The sequence below is a fragment of the Pseudomonas sp. B40(2017) genome (genome assembly GCF_002112855.1).
Taxonomy (GTDB): domain Bacteria; phylum Pseudomonadota; class Gammaproteobacteria; order Pseudomonadales; family Pseudomonadaceae; genus Aquipseudomonas; species Aquipseudomonas pharyngis.
In genome coordinates this window covers 590,947-608,964 of the sequence record NZ_NEIT01000002.1, presented here as the reverse complement: position 1 = coordinate 608,964, position 18,018 = coordinate 590,947, and the positions used below count along the sequence as shown (strand labels likewise).

The window sequence follows — 18,018 nt, the reverse complement described above, 5'->3', positions numbered from 1 at the left end:
AGGGGCATTTCAGCTTTCCAGCCAGACGTCCCGAGCCCAGTGCCAGACCGATTCCCAGGACTCTTCGGTGATCAGTTCTTCTTCGCCCGACCACAGCACCACGGTGCCGTCTTCTTCGACGCAGTAGTAGTCGTCACCGTCCTGGCAGATCGGGATCAGGTCGCGCGGCACGCCGGCATCCCAGGCGTTGGCGGCGACATCCGGCAGGTAGGTGTGGGATTGCGGGTCGGTGACGGTCACCGGCTCCAGGCTGCCGTAAACCACGTCGCTGACGGTCAGCAGAAACTCTTTGAAGACGAACGGGATGTTGATGAAGAGTTCTTCTTCGATTTCCACCAACTGGTCTTCGTCGGGCAGTTCCAAAGGAACCGGTACGGGTTCGTTGGCTTCGCGCAGTTGTTCGATGATTTCTTCCACGTCCGGGATCCTCTTGCTTGAATGGCGCGGTTCATATGGGCCGGTTTATACAGTAGCTCGCTATAGATGCAACCGCGAAATAGAAAACCCCGGCCGAGGCCGGGGTTTTATTGCAGCGAGTAAAACGTTGGAGGTAATCAGCCGTTCTGGCGGATACCGGCGACCAGCCAAGGCTGGTTGTCACCCTGTGGACGTTCCATGTTCCAGCTTTCGCTGAACACTTCGCCCTGCTGGTCGAAACGCGAAGTCTTCGACACGCCGTTGAAGGTCAGGGTAGCGATGGTCTTGTCCGCACGGTCATCCACGCCATCCAGTTGTACCTGGAGGTTGTCGATGAAGGTGGACTGGAAGGCATCGCCCAGTTCTGCGCGCTCGCGCTTGAGGAACTCGAGCATCTGCGGGGTCACGAACTCGGCGATCTTGTCCATTTCGTTGGCGTCCCAGTGCTGCTGCAGCGCCTGGAAGTGGCTGCGGGCGGCTTCGAGGAAGCGCTGTTCGTTGAACCAGGCCGGTGCGTTGATCACCGGACGGGCGGCAGCAGGCGCCGCCGAACCACCGAAGATCGAACCCATGGCTGCTGGTTTCTGTTCGAACACTTCACGCTGCATCGGTGCGCCGGCCGGAGCGAACTGCTCCTGCTGCTTGCGACGACGGGCGGCGATGAAGCGGAAGATCACGAACGCGATCACGGCCATGATCAGGATGTCGAAGAACTGCATGCCTTCGAAGCCGCCGCCCATGAACATGGAAGCGAGCAGGCCACCGGCCGCGATGCCGGCCAGAGGGCCGAGCCATTTCGAAGCGCCGCCGGCCTTGGCCGCAGCGCCCGCGGCACCGGCAGCACCAGCGGTCGCCGCAGCGCCGCCCATGCCTGGGGAAGAAGGAGCCATCTGGCTGGTCTGGTGCGTCGGCGCAGCGCCGGCGCTTTTGCCACCACCAAAGCGCTTGGCGTTGGCGTCGAGGCTCATCGTCAGGCCGATGCACAACGCCATGGCGATGCTAAGAAAACGTTTCATAAAGGGAATTCCCGTTTGTGGAGACACGCGCGCCATGTTGCACAGCTGAAGTGTTACTGGCTAGCGAGAGAGTGTTTCGGGCTTTTGCCTGACAGGTTACGTTCAGCTCGGTCGGGGCAATAAGGCCATGTACTTTTGTCTGTAGGAAAAGGAGATAGGTTCAGCAGGAAATGGATTAGCGCCGCAAGGCCAGCATCACCACACCGGCAGTGATCAGGCCGATACCGCCCCACTGGCGCAGGTCGAGTTTCTCGCCCAGCAGGATCACACCGAGCACCGCCACGAAGACCACGCTGAGTTTGTCCACCGGGGCGACCAGCGATGCCGGGCCGACTTTCAACGCCCGGAAGTAGCACAACCATGAAGCGCCGGTGCCCAGGCCCGACAACAGCAGGAACAGGTAACTCTTGGCGGAGATCGATCCCAGGGACTGATATTGGCCCGTGGCGTACAAAATCAAGGCCAGACTCACCAATACGACGATTGTGCGCAGCAGGGTGGCGAAGTCGGAGTTGACGTTTTCGATGCCGATCTTGGCGAAGATGGCCGTCAGCGCGGCGAAAGTGGCCGAGAGCAGGGCCCAGAATGTCCAGGAGGAAAAGAAGCCCGAGCCCATGGATGTTGCCTCCAGTGTTCGTTCCCGCGCCGGGCGCGGGAACGAACGTTGACTTATATGGCTTCCAGCTTCGCGTACCCGAGCATCAGCCACTTGCTGCCTTCGGCGAAGTTCACCTGCACCCGGGCCTGGGCGCCGGCGCCTTCGAAGTTGAGGATCACGCCGTCGCCGAAGATCGAGTGACGGACAGCCTGGCCGAGGCTCAGGCCGGTTTCCGGAATCTCGTTGCCGCTGAACAGGTTGCTGCCGCCCATCGACTGGTTGCCGCCGAACGGCCGACTGACACTGTTGGACAGACGCACTTCCTGAATCAGGCCTTTCGGTACTTCCCGTACGAAACGCGACACCTTGTTGTAGGTTTCGCTGCCGTACAGGCGCCGGGTTTCAGCATAGGTCATCACCAGATTCTGCATTGCCCGGGTAATGCCGACGTAGGCTAGACGCCGCTCTTCCTCAAGGCGTCCCGGTTCTTCCAGGCTCATCTTGTGCGGGAACAGGCCTTCTTCCATGCCCACCAGGAACACGTAAGGGAATTCCAGGCCCTTGGCGCTGTGCAGGGTCATCAACTGAATGCTGTCTTCGTGCTCGTCGGCCTGGGTGTCGCCGGCCTCCAGCGACGCGTGGCCGAGGAATGCCGCCAGTGGCGTCAGCTCTTCGTCTTCTTCGGTGTTCTCGAAGTTGCGCGCGGCGCTGACCAGTTCCTCAAGGTTTTCTACCCGGGCCTGGCCTTTCTCGCCTTTTTCCGCTTCGTGGTAGGCGATCAGTCCGGATTGCTCGATGACGGTCTGGGTCATCAGGTGCAACGGCATCTCGGCGCACTTGGCGGCGAGGTTCTCGATCAGCTCGATAAACGCACCGAGTGCACCGGCGGCGCGACCGGTCAGACCTTTATTGGCCACCAGCTGGCGCATGGCTTCCCACATCGACACATCGCTGTGGCGTGCATGGTCGCGGATCGCTTCGACGGTTTTTTCGCCGATGCCACGCGCCGGGACGTTGATTACCCGCTCGAGCGCCGCATCGTTGCCGCGACCTTCCAGCAAACGCAGGTAGGCCATGGCGTTCTTGATCTCCGCCCGCTCGAAGAAGCGCTGGCCGCCGTAGATGCGGTACGGAATGCGTTCACGCAGCAAGGCTTCTTCAAGAACGCGCGATTGGGCGTTGGAGCGGTAGAGAATCGCGATATCGCTGCGAGCCAGGCCGGTTTTCAGCGCGCTTTCGATGGTTTCGACAACATAGCGCGCTTCATCGTGTTCGTTGAACGCGGCGTAGAGGTTGATCGCTTCGCCGTCGCCACCATCGGTCCACAGCTCTTTGCCCAGACGCCCGGTGTTGTTGGCGATCAGGGCGTTGGCGGCTTTCAGGATGCCGGCCGTGGAGCGGTAGTTCTGCTCCAGACGGATGGTCACCGAATCCGGGAAGTCGGAAGAGTACTGGTGGATGTTCTCGATTTTCGCGCCGCGCCAGCCGTAGATCGACTGATCGTCGTCGCCGACCACCATCAGGCTGTCGCCGCCCTTGCCCAGCAGACGCAACCAGGCGTACTGCACGGCGTTGGTGTCCTGGAATTCGTCCACCAGAATGTGTCGGAAACGCTTCTGGTAGTGCGCCAGCAGGCCCGGGTGGTCGCGCCACAGGTCGAGGGCGCGCAGCAGCAGTTCGGAGAAGTCGATGACGCCGGCCCGCTGGCATGCCGCCTCGTACGCTTCATAAATGCCGCGCATCGTCGCCAGGAACAGATCGCCGCTGGCTTGAATGTGTTGCGGACGCAGACCTTCGTCTTTCTGCCCGTTGATGAACCACTGGGCCTGACGGGCCGGCCAGCGTTGCTCGTCCAGCCCCAGCTCGCGGATCACCCGCTTGACCAAGCGTTGCTGGTCGTCGCTGTCGAGAATCTGGAAGGTCTGGCTCAGCCCGGCTTCCTGCCAGTGCGCCCGCAGCAGGCGGTGCGCCAGGCCGTGGAAGGTGCCGACCCACATGCCGGCCGGATTGACGCCCAGCAATTGCTCGATGCGGTGACGCATCTCGGCAGCGGCCTTGTTGGTGAAGGTCACCGACAGAATAGAGTGGGGCGAGGCGTTCTCGACCTGGATCAACCAGGCGATACGGTGCACCAGCACTCGGGTTTTGCCGGAGCCGGCACCGGCCAGGACCAATTGACGACCAACGGGAGCCGCTACGGCCTGGCGTTGGGCATCGTTGAGGGAGTTCAGCAGAAGGGAGAGATCATCGCGCATCGGGGCATTCTAGGGTGCGCCGCAGGCCCGGGCAAACCGAGCTTTGCATTAGCCGATGAAAGTGCTGCCGATGACGACCGGTCGGTCACCGGCTACAGGCGTTGGCCCGCCTCGCTCCGGGGCTTTTGCGGGTGTCGGGAGGCTGAAAAGTTTCGGTGAAATTATGATCTGGAGCAGTTTGGCAAGTGGTTCGGCTTGTGTATGCTCCGTCCACGTTTCCGGGCGCATGCTCACACTTATAAGAACAAGAACGCTGCCTATGACCCTCAGCTTCGACCTGTCGGGCCCCTCCGTGGAGCCTCGGGTGATCCGCAAGCTTTACGCCACCCAGATGGCGGTCGAGCGCACGCGCCTTCTTTATCAGGGTTCGCTGCTGCCCACCCTGTTCATGTTGATCAACGGTCTGGTCTGCGCCGCTCTGCTCTGGAGCCCGCAGCGTTACTTCGTGGTCAGCGTCTGGCTGGTGTGGCTGTTGTCGCTGGTGGCGTTGCGGGTGATTCAGGTCGCCGCGTTCGACTCGGCGATTCCCGATCGCCAGGCCCAGCCGATCTGGGGGCGCATGTTCCTGCTCGGCTCGACCATGACCGGCCTGACCCTGGCCGGCGCCGGCATCGCCCTGGTCCCGGCCGACAACTTCATGCAGCAGGCCTGGGTGTTCGGCCTGATCGGCGCCGCGACCCTGTCGGCCAGCGTGGCCTACGCCGTGAGCATTCCGGCGTTTCTTTCCTTTACCTTGCCGTGCCTGCTGCCGGCCATCGGCTACCTGTTCTGGGGCGGTGACGAACTGGCGCGCGGCTGGGGCTGGCTCGGGCTGATTCTGCTCGGCTCGCTGAGCGTGGTGGCGTGGCAGGTCAACCGGTTGATCGATCGCGGTTTGCTGCGGCGCTTCCAGAACCAGCATCTGATCGAGCACCTGCAACAGACACAAACCCGCAGCGAACAGCTCAATCAGGAGCTGGCGAAGGAAATCGAGCAGCGGCGTTGCGCCGAGGGCAAGCTGCGCGAGGCGCAGGTCGAGCTGGAGGATCGGGTCGCCCAGCGCAGCCGAGAGCTGGACGTCGCCAACCAGGCGCTGAGCAAAAGCGAGGCGCGCCTGGCCCTGGCGTTGAAGGCCAGTGAGCTGGGGCTGTGGGACTGGAACCTGCAGACCGACGAGGTTCACCACACACAGATTCAGGAACTGTTCGGCCTTGACCCGCAATACGTCACCGGGCTGCTCAGGCATCTGCGACCAAGGCTGCACCCGGAAGATGTGCCGCCGCTCAAGCGCGCGCTGATCGAGCACTTGAAGGGGCGCACCGAGGATTATCAGATCGAATACCGCGTGCGCCACGGCGACGGTCACTGGGTCTGGATCGAAGACCGTGGACGCGCAGTGGAGCGTGACGAGAACGGCCGGGTCATCCGCATGGTCGGCACCCGCCGCGACATCAGCGTCAGCAAAAGCCTGGAAGCCCAACAGCAATTGGCGGCGACGGTGTTCGAAGCCGCCAGCGAAGGCATCGTTATTCTTGACCCGAATTATTCGCTGATCGCCATCAATCAGGCTTTCAGCCGGGTCACCGGGTATGACATCAACGACATGCTCGGACGCAACGTTGTCGAACTGCCGTGCAGTCGCGACGCCCGCCGTCATTACGTCGCGATCCGCCACGCGCTGGAGCAGCACGGCAGCTGGCAGGGCGAACTGGTGGAAACCCGCAAGAACGGCGAGCTGTATCCGCAGTGGCTGCAATTGAATGCCGTGCGCGACAGTCGGGGAAATGTCAGTCATATCGTCGGCTTCTTCGCCGATCTGTCGGCGCGCCGCGAATCCGAAGAGCGCATGCGCTACCTGACCCACTACGACGAGCTCACTGGCCTGGCCAATCGCTCGCTGTTCCGCGAACGCCTGCACGAAGCCCATCAGCGCGTGCGACAGGGCGGGCGCCGGAGCCTGGCGTTGCTGCACATCAATCTGGATCGCTTCAAGCTGCTCAACGACAGCCTTGGCCACGAGATTGCCGACCAGTTGCTGCAAAAGATGTCCCGGCGTCTGGTCAATGCTCTGCCGGAAGCCGACACCATCGCCCGGCTGTCCGGCGATGAGTTCGCGGTACTGTTCGACGCCTACGGCAACCTGTCGAGCCTGGCGCGGGTCGCCACGCGATTGTCGAGCAAGCTGCGCCTGCCGTTGACCGTGGAGGGGCATGAGCTGGTAGTCAGCGCCTCGATGGGCATCAGCATGCTGCCGGACAACGCCCGGGAGATTTCCGCGCTGGTCAGCCAGTCGAACATGGCCATGCAACATGCCAAGCACCTGGGCGGCAACAACTTCCAGTTCTACACCGATAGTCTGCAGGCCAGCACGCTGGAGCGCCTGCAACTGGAAAACCAGCTGCGCAAAGCCATCGAGGAAAAGCAGCTCAAGGTCTTCTATCAACCGAAGCTGTGCCTGGGGACCGGCCGTCTCAACGCGGCGGAAGCGCTGGTGCGCTGGGATCATCCGACCATGGGGCGGGTGCCGCCGGGGGACTTCATCGGTCTGGCGGAGGAGACGGGGCTGATCGGCCCGATCGGCGAATTCGTCCTGCGTCAGGCCTGCTGGCAGGCGTGTGAATGGCAGCGTCAGGGGCTGGCGCCGATTCGGGTTTCGGTGAACCTGTCGGTTCATCAACTGCGCCAGGGCAAACTGGTCAGTCTGGTACGGCAGGTGCTGGAGGAAACGGGTCTGGCGCCGCATTTCCTCGAACTGGAACTGACCGAAAGCCAGTTGCTCGACAGCGTCGAACACATCATCGCCACGTTCCAGCAGTTGCGGGATCTGGGGGTGAAACTGGCCATCGACGATTTCGGCACCGGCTATTCATCGCTGAGCTATCTGAAGCGGATTCCGGTGGATTACGTGAAGATCGATCAGGCCTTTATTCGCGGGTTGGGCGAGGGCAGCGAAGACGCGGCGATCACCCGGGCGATCATTGCGATGGCTCACGGGTTGTCACTGAAAGTTGTCGCCGAAGGAGTCGAGCGATCCGAGCAGCTGGCGTTTCTGAAGGCTGAAGGTTGCGACGAGGTGCAGGGCTATCTGATCAGCCGTCCGGTGGAGGCGGTTGGCCTTGCCGCGTTGTTGCGTGAACAGGAAAAACCGCTGTAAGGGCTACATGCAGCGCATGTCGCCTGATCCGGGGGGATCCGGTTACGCATTGAGCAGGCAAAAAGCCGATTCATGTAGTATAACTACAAGCTTGCTACATCCCTGGCATCTGGCCAAAGCACATCTTTCCATAACAAGAGTCCAGCCCCTTGAATCTGCTGCAACACATCGCCCAGTCACGTCACCTGTTACGCAAGTCGGAGCTCAAGGTCGCCGACCACGTGCTGCTTGACCCTGCGGCAGTGATGCACAGTTCCATGGCCGACCTCGCCCACAGCGTCGGCATCAGCGAGCCGACCATCGTGCGCTTCTGCCGTGCCATTGGTTGCTCCGGTTTCCAGGATCTGAAACTCAAGCTCGCGCAGAGTCTCGCGGCCGGCGCCAGTTTTGGTCAGTTCGCGATCCATGAAGACGATTCCGTCGCCGACTACAGCCTGAAAATCTTCGACACCACGTTGCACACGCTGATGGAGGTTCGCGAGAAGCTCGATCCTCTTGAGCTGCAACGGGCGGTGACGTTGATGTCCCAGGCCCAGCGCGTCGAGTTCTACGGTTTTGGTGCGTCGGGTGCGGTGGCGGCGGATGCGCAGCACAAGTTCTTCCGTCTGCTGCTGACGGCAGCGGCGTATTCCGACCCGCACATGCAGGCGATGTCAGCGGTGACGCTGAAGCCGACCGATGTGGCGATCTGCATTTCCCAGTCCGGCCGTTCCAAAGATTTGCTGATCACCGCCAACCTCGTTCGCGAGAGCGGTGCGTCGCTCATTACCTTGTGCCCGAGCCAGACACCGCTGGCCGAGTTGTCGACCGTCAACCTGGCGATCGACGTTCACGAAGACACCGAAATCTACACCCCGCTGACTTCGCGTATCGCTCACCTGGTGGTGATCGACGTGCTGGCGATGGGCGTGGCCATGGCGCGCGGGCCGAGCCTGGTCAACCACCTCAAGAGCGTCAAGCGCAGTCTGCGCAGCTTGCGGCTGTCGCCAAAATCGGTGAAAGCGCTGGATGACTGAAGTCATCGCAAGGTCGTTCCGACCTTGATCGCGAGCAGGCTCGCTCCCACAGGGGATCTTTTACGTACACAAATTCTGTGTCATATCGAGATCAAATGTGGGAGCGAGCCTGCTCGCGATGGCGGCCTTAAAAACACCCTCGCCATTTGCAAGTTTCATCGCACTGTCATCCCACCGCAGCCAAATGGTCATCCCCTGCGCCTATCGTGAAACTCCCGTAATCGCCTTGGGAGACTCGAAATGGCTCAGCCTTACGAAGAACGCAACAGCGCCGCGAAAACCCGTCGTCAGCAGGAAGACCAGCGCCGCATGGAATTTCGCCGCGCTATCGAAGATCGCTTCGAACTCCGCCAGCTTCAGGCCGAAATCGGCGATTTTCCCGAGGACATCAATCACTGGCAGGCAGCGCCGGCAGCTTCCCGTCGAAGCGCTCAACCAGCGCGCTGATCTGCACCCGTTCGCTGCGGATAAACGCCAGGAAGGCGTGCGCCACCGGTGACAGCCGTTTGGCTTTGGCTTGCACCAGGCACCAGCTGCGAAACAGCGGCAACTCTTCGACCGGCAGCTCGACCAGGCCGCCGGTCGCCAGCTCCAGGTTCAGGGCGTGGCGCGTCAACAGCGCCAGGCCCAGACCCGCCACCACGCATTCACGCTGGGCTTCGGCCGACGCCACTTCCTGGGTCTGGGTGAAGTGCACGCGCTTCTCTTTGAAATACTCCTCGCAGGCCAGCCGCGTACCCGAACCGGGTTCGCGGATCAGCAGGGTGTATGGCTCGAGGTCCTGCAAGCGCAGCGGGCCCATGTGCGCCAGCGGATGATCGGGACGCGCCACGGCAACGATCGGGTTGTTGAGGAACGGCAGGAATTCCAGGCCCATGTCCTGCGGCACCATCGACATGATCACCAGATCGTCGCGGTTGTCGGAGAGTCGACGAATCACCTGGCCACGGTTGACCACCGTCAGTTGCAGGTTCACTTCCGGATGCTGGCGCTTGAACGCCGCGAACAGGTGCGGCACGAAGTATTTGGCGCTGGATTCCACCGCCAGTTTCAACTGGCCCTGCAGCGAACCCTGCATGTCCGACAGCTGCATGTCGAGGTTTTCCAGGCGGCCGAAGATGTCCCGGCTGGCGCGCTGCAGTGCTTCGGCGGCCTCGGTCATGTAGAGTTTTTTGCCGACGTAATCGAATAATGGCTGGCCGATCAGCTCTTCGAGCTGACGAATCTGTAGGCTTACGGCCGGTTGTGTGAGCGACATTTCCTCGGCTGCGCGGCTGTAAGAACGTAAATCACACACTTCGTTGAAGATCTGCAATTGACGCAATGTCATACGCATCAGGGACTTACGCATTTTCTACCGACTCTGGCCATTGGCTGATGCACTGACTATAAGTCTTTACTTATGCCTGACCCAATTTTTATTCATTTTTGTTAATCCCTTGTCAGCGCTAGTGTGGGGCCGAGACCAGATTGAAACATTTGGTCACGTGCCGACCTGGGTCTAGCAGGTCGTGGTGCCACCGGCTCAAGGGAACCTCCAAGTGATAACAAAGATCCTGATCGCCAACCGTGGTGAGATTGCCGTACGAATCGTGCGTGCCTGCGCCGAGATGGGCATCCGTTCGGTCGCGATCTATTCCGACGCCGACCGGCATGCCTTGCATGTGAAGCGTGCGGACGAGGCCCACAGCATTGGTGCCGAGCCGCTGGCCGGTTACCTGAACCCGCGCAAGCTGGTGAACCTGGCCGTGGAAACCGGCTGCGATGCGCTGCACCCCGGCTACGGTTTCCTCTCGGAAAACGCCGAGCTGGCAGACATCTGCGCCGAACGCGGGATCAAATTCATCGGCCCGTCGGCGGAAGTCATCCGCCGCATGGGCGACAAGACCGAAGCACGCCGCAGCATGATCAAGGCCGGCGTACCGGTCACGCCGGGCACCGAAGGCAACGTCTCGGGCATCGAGGAAGCGTTGAGCGAGGGCGACCGCATCGGTTACCCGGTGATGCTCAAGGCAACTTCCGGTGGTGGCGGTCGCGGTATCCGTCGCTGCAACAGTCGCGAAGAACTCGAACAGAATTTCCCCCGGGTCATTTCCGAAGCCACCAAGGCTTTCGGTTCGGCGGAAGTGTTCCTGGAAAAATGCATCGTCAATCCGAAACACATCGAAGCGCAGATCCTCGGCGACAGCTTCGGCAACGTCGTGCATCTGTTCGAGCGTGACTGCTCGATCCAGCGTCGCAACCAGAAGCTGATCGAAATCGCCCCGAGCCCGCAACTGACCCCGGAACAACGCGCCTACATCGGCGACCTGTCGGTGCGTGCAGCTAAGGCCGTGGGCTACGAGAACGCCGGCACCGTGGAGTTCCTGCTCGCCGAGGGCGAGGTGTACTTCATGGAGATGAACACCCGGGTGCAGGTGGAACACACCATCACCGAAGAAATCACCGGGATCGACATCGTCCGCGAACAGATTCGCATCGCCTCCGGCCTGCCGCTGTCGGTGAAGCAGGAAGACATTCAGCATCGCGGTTTTGCCCTGCAATTCCGGATCAACGCCGAAGACCCGAAAAACAACTTCCTGCCGAGCTTCGGCAAGATCACACGCTACTACGCCCCCGGTGGCCCGGGCGTGCGTACCGACACGGCGATCTACACCGGCTACACCATCCCGCCGTTCTACGACTCGATGTGCCTGAAACTGGTGGTCTGGGCGCTGACCTGGGAAGAGGCCATGGACCGTGGTCTGCGCGCCCTCGACGACATGCGTCTGCAAGGCGTGAAGACCACCGCCGCGTACTACCAGGAAATCCTGCGCAACCCGGAATTCCGTAGCGGCCAGTTCAATACCAGCTTCGTCGAAAGCCACCCGGAACTGACCAACTACTCGATCAAGCGCAAACCCGAAGAGCTGGCCCTGGCCATCGCCGCCGCCATCGCCGCCCACGCAGGCCTGTGAGGAATACAAGAATGAGCAAGAAGATCTTTGTCACCGATACCATCCTGCGCGACGCTCACCAATCGCTGCTCGCCACCCGTATGCGCACCGAAGACATGCTGCCGATCTGCGACAAGCTCGACAAAGTCGGCTACTGGTCGCTGGAATGCTGGGGCGGCGCGACCTTCGACGCCTGCGTGCGTTTCCTGAAAGAAGACCCGTGGGAGCGTCTGCGCCAACTGCGCGCTGCGTTGCCCAACACCCGCCTGCAAATGCTCCTGCGCGGCCAGAACCTGCTGGGCTATCGCCATTACAGCGATGATGTGGTCAAAGCGTTCGTCGCCAAGGCCGCGGTCAACGGCATCGACGTGTTCCGCATCTTCGACGCAATGAACGACGTGCGTAACCTGCGCGTGGCGATCGAAGCGGTGAAGGCTGCCGGCAAACACGCCCAAGGCACCATCGCCTACACCACCAGCCCGGTGCACACCATCGACGCGTTCGTCGCCCAGGCCAAGCAAATGGAAGCCATGGGTTGCGACTCGGTGGCGATCAAGGACATGGCCGGTCTGTTGACCCCATACGCCACCGGTGAGCTGGTGCGTGCACTGAAAGCCGAGCAGTCGCTGCCAGTGTTCATCCACTCCCACGACACCGCCGGCCTGGCAGCCATGTGCCAGCTCAAGGCCATTGAAAACGGTGCCGACCACATCGACACCGCCATCTCCAGCTTCGCTTCGGGCACCAGTCACCCAGGCACCGAATCCATGGTCGCTGCACTCAAAGGTACCGAGTTCGATACCGGTCTGAACCTGGAGCTGTTGCAGGAAATCGGCCTGTACTTCTACGCCGTGCGCAAGAAGTACCACCAGTTCGAAAGCGAATTCACCGCCGTCGACACCCGTGTTCAAGTCAACCAGGTGCCAGGCGGGATGATTTCCAACCTGGCCAACCAGCTGAAAGAGCAGGGCGCTCTGAACCGCATGGGCGAAGTGCTGGCGGAGATCCCGCGTGTGCGCGAAGACCTCGGTTTCCCGCCGCTGGTGACCCCGACTTCGCAGATCGTCGGCACCCAGGCGTTCTTCAACGTGCTGGCCGGCGAGCGCTACAAGACCATTACCAACGAGGTGAAGCTCTACCTGCAAGGCGGCTACGGCAAGGCGCCGGGCACCGTGAACGAGAAGCTGCGTCGCCAGGCCATTGGCAGCGAAGAGGTGATCGACGTACGTCCGGCCGATCTGCTCAAGCCGGAAATGACCAAACTGCGTGCCGATATCGGCGCACTGGCCAAATCTGAAGAAGACGTGCTGACCTTCGCCATGTTCCCGGACATCGGTCGCAAGTTCCTCGAAGAGCGTGCCGCCGGCACCCTCACTCCGGAAGTGCTGCTGCCGATCCCGGAAGCGGGCAAGGTGGCTTCGGCTGGTGGCGAAGGCGTACCGACCGAGTTCGTCATCGACGTCCACGGCGAAACCTACCGTGTGGACATCACCGGTGTCGGCGTCAAGGCTGAGGGCAAGCGTCACTTCTACCTGTCCATCGACGGCATGCCGGAAGAAGTGGTGTTCGAGCCGCTCAACGAATTCGTCGGCGGCGGCAGCAGCAAGCGCAAGCAGGCTTCGGCCCCGGGCCACATCAGCACCACCATGCCGGGCAACATCGTCGATGTGCTGGTCAAGGAAGGCGACACCGTCAAGGCGGGCCAGGCTGTGCTGATAACCGAAGCGATGAAGATGGAGACCGAAGTCCAGGCTGCGATTGCCGGTAAGGTCACTGCCATCCATGTTGCCAAAGGCGACCGGGTGAACCCGGGCGAAATCCTGATCGAGATCGAAGGCTGAGATAACGGCCTCGATACAACGCTTTAAACCTCGGGGGGGCATGTGCTCCCCTTTTTTTTGCTTTTCAGCTGCTGCCGCAACGTGCGGCAGCAATCCCGTCTGTACTCAGAACGCCATTCGCCATTGGCCTGAGATGCCATGGCTACGGCTGTCGGTACCGATTTCTCCGGACAGTGCGACACCCAATGTGTGACTGTTCGAGACCGCAAGATCCAGCCCTGTGTCGAGTTTCAAGCTGTCGCGATCCAGTTTGGCGCCGTAAACAGTGAAGTCTTCAGTTTCCGTGGCCAGGCGTTGGCGGGTGCTGGTATAGGTCTCGCCGTAAACGTGTTTCCATCCCGCGCTGAGTCGTGGCGTGAGGCGCATGCCGTTATCCAGCGTGCTGACTTTCGCCATGCGCAGGCCGACGGTGGTGTTGAAGTTGCCTTGGGATTGAGCGTGAACCTTGAGCGCCGCATCCCCGCCTTTTTCGGTGTAGCCATCGCGGTGGTAACGCTGGTAGCCAAGGCCGGCAAATGGCTCGATGCTGACGTTGGCCCGACCCAGGTTGTATCCCGATTCGATGAACGCTTGCTGGGTGCTGGCCTGGTAGTTGCCTTTTAGCCGGTCATGGAAACGGCCGAACGCGACTTCGCGACGGGTATTGCCTTCATGACGGCTCCAGGCTACGCCTAACCGAAGTGACAGCGGGCCAGTCTGGCGCAAGGCGTAGGCACCGATGTGCCAACTGTCGAGATCGCCGTCCAGTTCTTTGCTGTCGATGCGCGTGTCGGAGGTGCCGCCCATCAAGCCCAGGTGCCATGTTTCATCGAGGCGCCAGTCCGCGCCGAGCAGCAGTCCTTTGGTGGAGTGTTGCATCGGTTCAAATTCGCGATCGAGTTTCCCGCTGTGGCCAAGGGCTTGCAGCCAGACCCTACCGGTGTCTGCGTTGCCGGCCGCATGGCGTGGTGAGTTGCCCGGTGAGTCGTGGGCATTGTCGAGTTGGTGCATGGCTGACAGCAGGCTGGCGCTGACCGGCGTGACACTGCTCAGGGTTGCATTGGCGAGGTTGGCATTGCTGCCGCCCGCCAGTTGATAGTAGGCGAGGGCGGCCGTGGTTTCGTCGGCGGCGAGCACGGCCGCAATGGCTGAGTTGCCCGGTGGTGAAGGGGAGTCCGTTGACGGTGGCTGGTCAGCCACTGGAGCTTGTTGAGCTGCGGGCGTTTCGGCCAGGACCGGTTCCGGTAAGGGCGCTGGTTTTTCCAGGCTTTCTTCGAGCGCCTTGCCGCTCTCTGTCGTGGCAACTTTTTTGGATGGAATGTCGTCGGCTGGATGAGCGGCTACCACGGGAATCTCGGTGCTGACGGGGCTTGTTTCCGGTGTCGGAGCGGCCTTTTCCTCACGCGCGGTTTCTTTAGCGAGATCAAGCGGAGCAGGTTTTTCTTTCTTCTTGCGCGCAGGCTTGGGTTTCACTTCGTCCATGACAGGCACGTCGGGCTCCGACTGCTCCGCCAGAGAAAATTCCACGCAACCGACTGCCAGCGCAACCGCCAGGACAAGATGTTGGAGCTTGTATTTGCATTGAATGGGCATTCCGTTCGCCTCAGGTGAAATGAGGCCAAACTGTAAAAGTCGACGCCGGTCCTCCGATGCCGGGCAATTCCGAGCCACATGCAGGTGATAGCGTCTGCTTTTGTAGCCCGGTCGCCGGCGGGAGGTGAACCCGCCATGATTACCCAATCGTCCAGACGCTTTTACCTACAACACCCGCTGAAATCCGGATTGGCGAAATCTCAAAAACTCATCTGCCACTGCCCGATCAACCCGTGATTGCGACTGTTGCTGCCAATCTCGCCGCTGTATCCCAGCCCCAGCGTATGTCGCGCGGAAATGCCCAGATCCAGCCCTGCTTCCAGCACCAGACTGTCACGATCCAGTGAACTGCCATCGACGTTGAACGCCGTGCCACCCACGACGAAGGCCTGACGGGTCGAACTGCTGACATCGCCGTAGGTGTGCTTCCAGCCAGCGGCCATGCGCGGGGTCAGGCTCATGCCATTGTCCAGCGAGCCGAGGTGCGCCAGGCGCACGCCGAAGGTGCTGCTGAAGTTGTCCTGAGTCTGGCTGTCGACCTGCAAGGCCGCCGCGCCGCCCTTTTCCTGATAGCGGTCGCGGTGATAGCGCTGGTAGCCGAGGCTGGCGAACGGTTCGGCGCTGAGCCGGCCAGTGCCCATGGCATAGCCGAGTTCGGCGAAGGCTTGCTGGCTGTCGGCGTCGTAATCGCCTTTGGGACGATCGCTGAAACCATTGAATGCGATGGTGCGCTTGCTTTCGCCCTGATGGCCGCTGTACGCCGCTCCGAGGCGCAGGGCCAGCGGGCCGTTTTGATGCAGCGCGTAAACGCCGGCGTGCCAGCTCTCGACATTGCCGTCGACGCCGGTGGCGTCAAGGTCGGTCTTCGAATAGCCGCCGAGCACGCCCAGTCGCCATTGTGGATTCAGCGCCCAGTCGGCGCCGAGCACGCTGCCCTTGGTGCGCTGTTCCAGACCGCTGCTGCCGTGTTCGCCATCCAGCTTGCCGTAGCCGCCGATGGCCTGCAGCCAGAGCCGGCCCCGGGCATTCGGGTCATTAAGGTTTCGCGCTTCGGACGGAACGCCGTTAGCCGCGAGGATCGGCGTATCACGCTGATCAAGACCGACCATCAAGCCGGGACTGCCACCCATTTGCTGCATGGCCGAGAGCATACTGCTGCCAACCTGGCTGCTGGCGCCAAGGGTGGCGCTGGTCAGGTTGGCGTTGCTGGCGCCGGCCAGTTGCTCGATGGCCGCGCCTGCACTGCTTTGAGTGGTGTTGAGCAAGGCGTTGTACAGCGCGTTGTTCTTGCCGATCGAGGCCAGGCTGTTGGCGGCGTTGCTGCCGTTGCCGGTGGCGGCGAATTCATTGAAGGCCACGTCATTGCGGGTATAGGTCAGGTCGACCTGCGTTGGTGTGTAGGCGAGGGTCGGCGTGAGGAACGCGTAGTCGCTGGTGACCGCGCCGAACGTGCCGTTGACCCGCGCTGCCTGCAGCACCGTGTAATGGCTCTGCCACGGATAGGTTCCGCTACCGGGATTGACCGCCAGCGTCGCGCCGTTGAGGTTGGCCGTGCCGCCGATCTGGACTGGCGCGCTGCTGCCATCGGCGTTGACGCCGTAGGCGAGGGTAGATGCGCTGCCCATGTTCAAGTCGTGCACGATGGTCGCGGTGCCGAGGCGGGTGTCGGTGCGCAACGTGCCATTGACGTTGAGGTTGCCCACCGAACCACCACCCGCATACACACCACCGGCGTCCACGGTCAGGTTGCCGGCGATGCCACCCTGGTTGACCAAAGTGGCGCCGTTGCGCACGGCACCGCCGTCGCTGAAGTCGCCGCTGCCGGTGAGCGTCCAGGCGCCTTGTTTGACTTCCAGCCATTCAAAGTTGCGGCTGGCACCGAAGCTGCCGCCCGCCGCGTCGTCCATCACCACCCGGTCGTAACCGCTGCCGCCATCGACCACGCCGACAAAGCGGCTGCCGCTGCGCAGGGTCAGGCTGTCATTGCCGCCACCCAGGTCCAGCGCCAGGCCGTTGCTGCCGCTGATCGTGCCGCCGTTGATCACGCTGTCGGCGAACTCTCCGACGAATTTCACGCCGAAACCGTCGAGACCCTGGATGGTGCCGTAGTTCTCCAGCGTGGTGGCCGCCAGCCCTGCACCGCCGCTTCCGTCATCTACCAGAATGGCGCTGTTGGCGCCGCTGATCAGTGCATCCTTGGCGTTGAGAATGTAACCGCCGCCCAGGGCAATGCCTTCACTGCCATTGGCGAAACCACCCTTGTCCACACCGCCGGCGCCGACGCCCTGGATGGTGCCGTAGTTTTCGATGTGGGCGATGTTGTCGATGTCCACGCCGTCGCCGTCGCCATTGGCTTGCAGCCCGGAATAGGCGCCAGTGATGGTGCCGTGGTTGATCACCGTGCCGTCGCCATCGGAGCCGAAACCGGAGCCATTGCGCCCGGTGATTTGCCCATAGTTGACCAGCGTCGCTCCCAGGTCAGTGGTAATGCCATGCCGTCCGCCGGAAATCACGCCGTAGTTGGTCACGCTGACGCCGGTCGCGGTGTCGATATCGATGCCGTCGAACTTCTGATCGGCATTGTGCGAGTCACCGGTGGAGATCTCGCCGTAGTTGCTGATGGTCGCATTGGCGCCGGTTTTCATGCCGTCGCTGGCGTCGCCACGAATCAGCCCGCCCGCGCGGTTGATGATCGTGGTTTTTACCCCGTCGCTGCGCAACGCATCCAGATCCAGGCCTTGGCCGGTGGTCGAGCGAATGGTGCCACTGTTGTCGATCAACAGGCTGCCGCTGACAAAGTTGCTGTCGATGCGAATCGCATCGTTGGAACCGAGAATCTGCCCGCCGCTGCGGTTATGGATGGCGTAGTTGCGCGCCTGGGTCAGATCGCCGCTGCTATCAATCGCCCGGCCACCGCTGGAAATGATCTTGCCGGCGTTATCGATGATTACACCGACGCCGCTGGTGCCGTCCTTGAGGCTCACAGCCTTGCCGCTGTTGGTGATGCTGCCCGGCGCCGAAATCGTCAGTGTGTCTTTACCGCCCAATGTTTGCGACGCGGTGGTGGCGGTGTCGATCTGCACGGTCTTGCCGTGGGCGGCGCTGGTGGCGATCAGCAGGGCAATGGCAAACGACAGGCGCTGGGGCGGGAAGGGCATGGGCAGAACGTCCTTTTTGTTATAAGCGGGGCGTCCTGTATAGCGGAGGGTTTTTACAAAATGATGTCCATGGCGA

General features: G+C 61.7%; 12 protein-coding genes. 5 read left to right on the top strand and 7 right to left on the bottom strand.

Features of this window, described 5'->3' with window-relative positions:
* Window positions 1-9: 9 nt before the first annotated feature.
* From CAF76_RS06400 to uvrD, 4 genes are all read right to left on the bottom strand, one after another.
* A complete protein-coding gene (locus CAF76_RS06400; RefSeq protein ID WP_007954245.1) occupies window positions 10-417 on the bottom strand; it encodes an SMI1/KNR4 family protein in 408 nt (135 codons plus the stop codon).
* A gap of 137 nt (window positions 418-554) precedes the next feature.
* Window positions 555-1,433: a Tim44 domain-containing protein gene (locus tag CAF76_RS06395; protein ID WP_085647114.1), complete on the bottom strand. Its 879-nt coding sequence runs from the start codon at window positions 1,431-1,433 to the stop codon at window positions 555-557.
* Window positions 1,434-1,608: 175 nt separating this feature from the next.
* Window positions 1,609-2,049 (bottom strand): EamA family transporter, encoded by a 441-nt coding sequence (locus CAF76_RS06390; RefSeq protein WP_064379739.1) that lies wholly within the window; start codon window positions 2,047-2,049, stop codon window positions 1,609-1,611.
* Window positions 2,050-2,102: 53 nt separating this feature from the next.
* Window positions 2,103-4,286 carry a DNA helicase II gene (gene uvrD, locus CAF76_RS06385; RefSeq protein ID WP_085647113.1) on the bottom strand — a complete coding sequence of 728 codons (2,184 nt, stop codon included), beginning with the start codon at window positions 4,284-4,286 and terminating at the stop codon, window positions 2,103-2,105.
* Window positions 4,287-4,545: 259 nt separating this feature from the next.
* Between uvrD and CAF76_RS06380 the strand changes: the two genes are divergently transcribed.
* From CAF76_RS06380 to CAF76_RS06370, 3 genes are all read left to right on the top strand, one after another.
* Window positions 4,546-7,419, top strand: a complete 2,874-nt coding sequence (locus tag CAF76_RS06380) for a GGDEF domain-containing phosphodiesterase (protein ID WP_085647112.1) — start codon at window positions 4,546-4,548, stop codon at window positions 7,417-7,419.
* A 149-nt stretch (window positions 7,420-7,568) separates the two neighbouring features.
* Window positions 7,569-8,435, top strand: a complete 867-nt coding sequence (gene hexR / locus CAF76_RS06375) for a transcriptional regulator HexR (RefSeq protein ID WP_007954250.1) — start codon at window positions 7,569-7,571, stop codon at window positions 8,433-8,435.
* Between the two features lie 240 nt (window positions 8,436-8,675).
* Window positions 8,676-8,882, top strand: coding sequence for a PA3496 family putative envelope integrity protein (locus tag CAF76_RS06370; RefSeq protein WP_007954251.1), 207 nt, complete (start codon window positions 8,676-8,678; stop codon window positions 8,880-8,882).
* On the opposite strand, the gene CAF76_RS06365 is transcribed toward CAF76_RS06370, so the two are convergent.
* Window positions 8,824-9,786 (bottom strand): LysR family transcriptional regulator, encoded by a 963-nt coding sequence (locus tag CAF76_RS06365; protein WP_039765068.1) that lies wholly within the window; start codon window positions 9,784-9,786, stop codon window positions 8,824-8,826. The two genes, CAF76_RS06370 and CAF76_RS06365, sit on opposite strands and share 59 nt — an antisense overlap.
* Before the next feature lie 190 nt (window positions 9,787-9,976).
* Here CAF76_RS06365 and CAF76_RS06360 point away from each other — a divergent pair, with 190 nt between their 5' ends.
* Both CAF76_RS06360 and oadA read left to right on the top strand, forming a co-directional pair.
* The gene (locus tag CAF76_RS06360) at window positions 9,977-11,392 is read left to right on the top strand and encodes an acetyl-CoA carboxylase biotin carboxylase subunit (protein WP_007954255.1); all 1,416 of its coding nucleotides are present in this window, start codon (window positions 9,977-9,979) and stop codon (window positions 11,390-11,392) included.
* Between the two features lie 11 nt (window positions 11,393-11,403).
* A complete protein-coding gene (gene oadA, locus CAF76_RS06355) occupies window positions 11,404-13,212 on the top strand; it encodes a sodium-extruding oxaloacetate decarboxylase subunit alpha (RefSeq protein WP_085647111.1) in 1,809 nt (602 codons plus the stop codon).
* A gap of 105 nt (window positions 13,213-13,317) precedes the next feature.
* On the opposite strand, the gene CAF76_RS06350 is transcribed toward oadA, so the two are convergent.
* Both CAF76_RS06350 and CAF76_RS06345 read right to left on the bottom strand, forming a co-directional pair.
* Window positions 13,318-14,784: an autotransporter outer membrane beta-barrel domain-containing protein gene (locus tag CAF76_RS06350; protein WP_085647110.1), complete on the bottom strand. Its 1,467-nt coding sequence runs from the start codon at window positions 14,782-14,784 to the stop codon at window positions 13,318-13,320.
* A gap of 200 nt (window positions 14,785-14,984) precedes the next feature.
* A complete protein-coding gene (locus tag CAF76_RS06345) occupies window positions 14,985-17,942 on the bottom strand; it encodes an autotransporter domain-containing protein (protein ID WP_085647109.1) in 2,958 nt (985 codons plus the stop codon).
* Window positions 17,943-18,018: the final 76 nt, after the last annotated feature.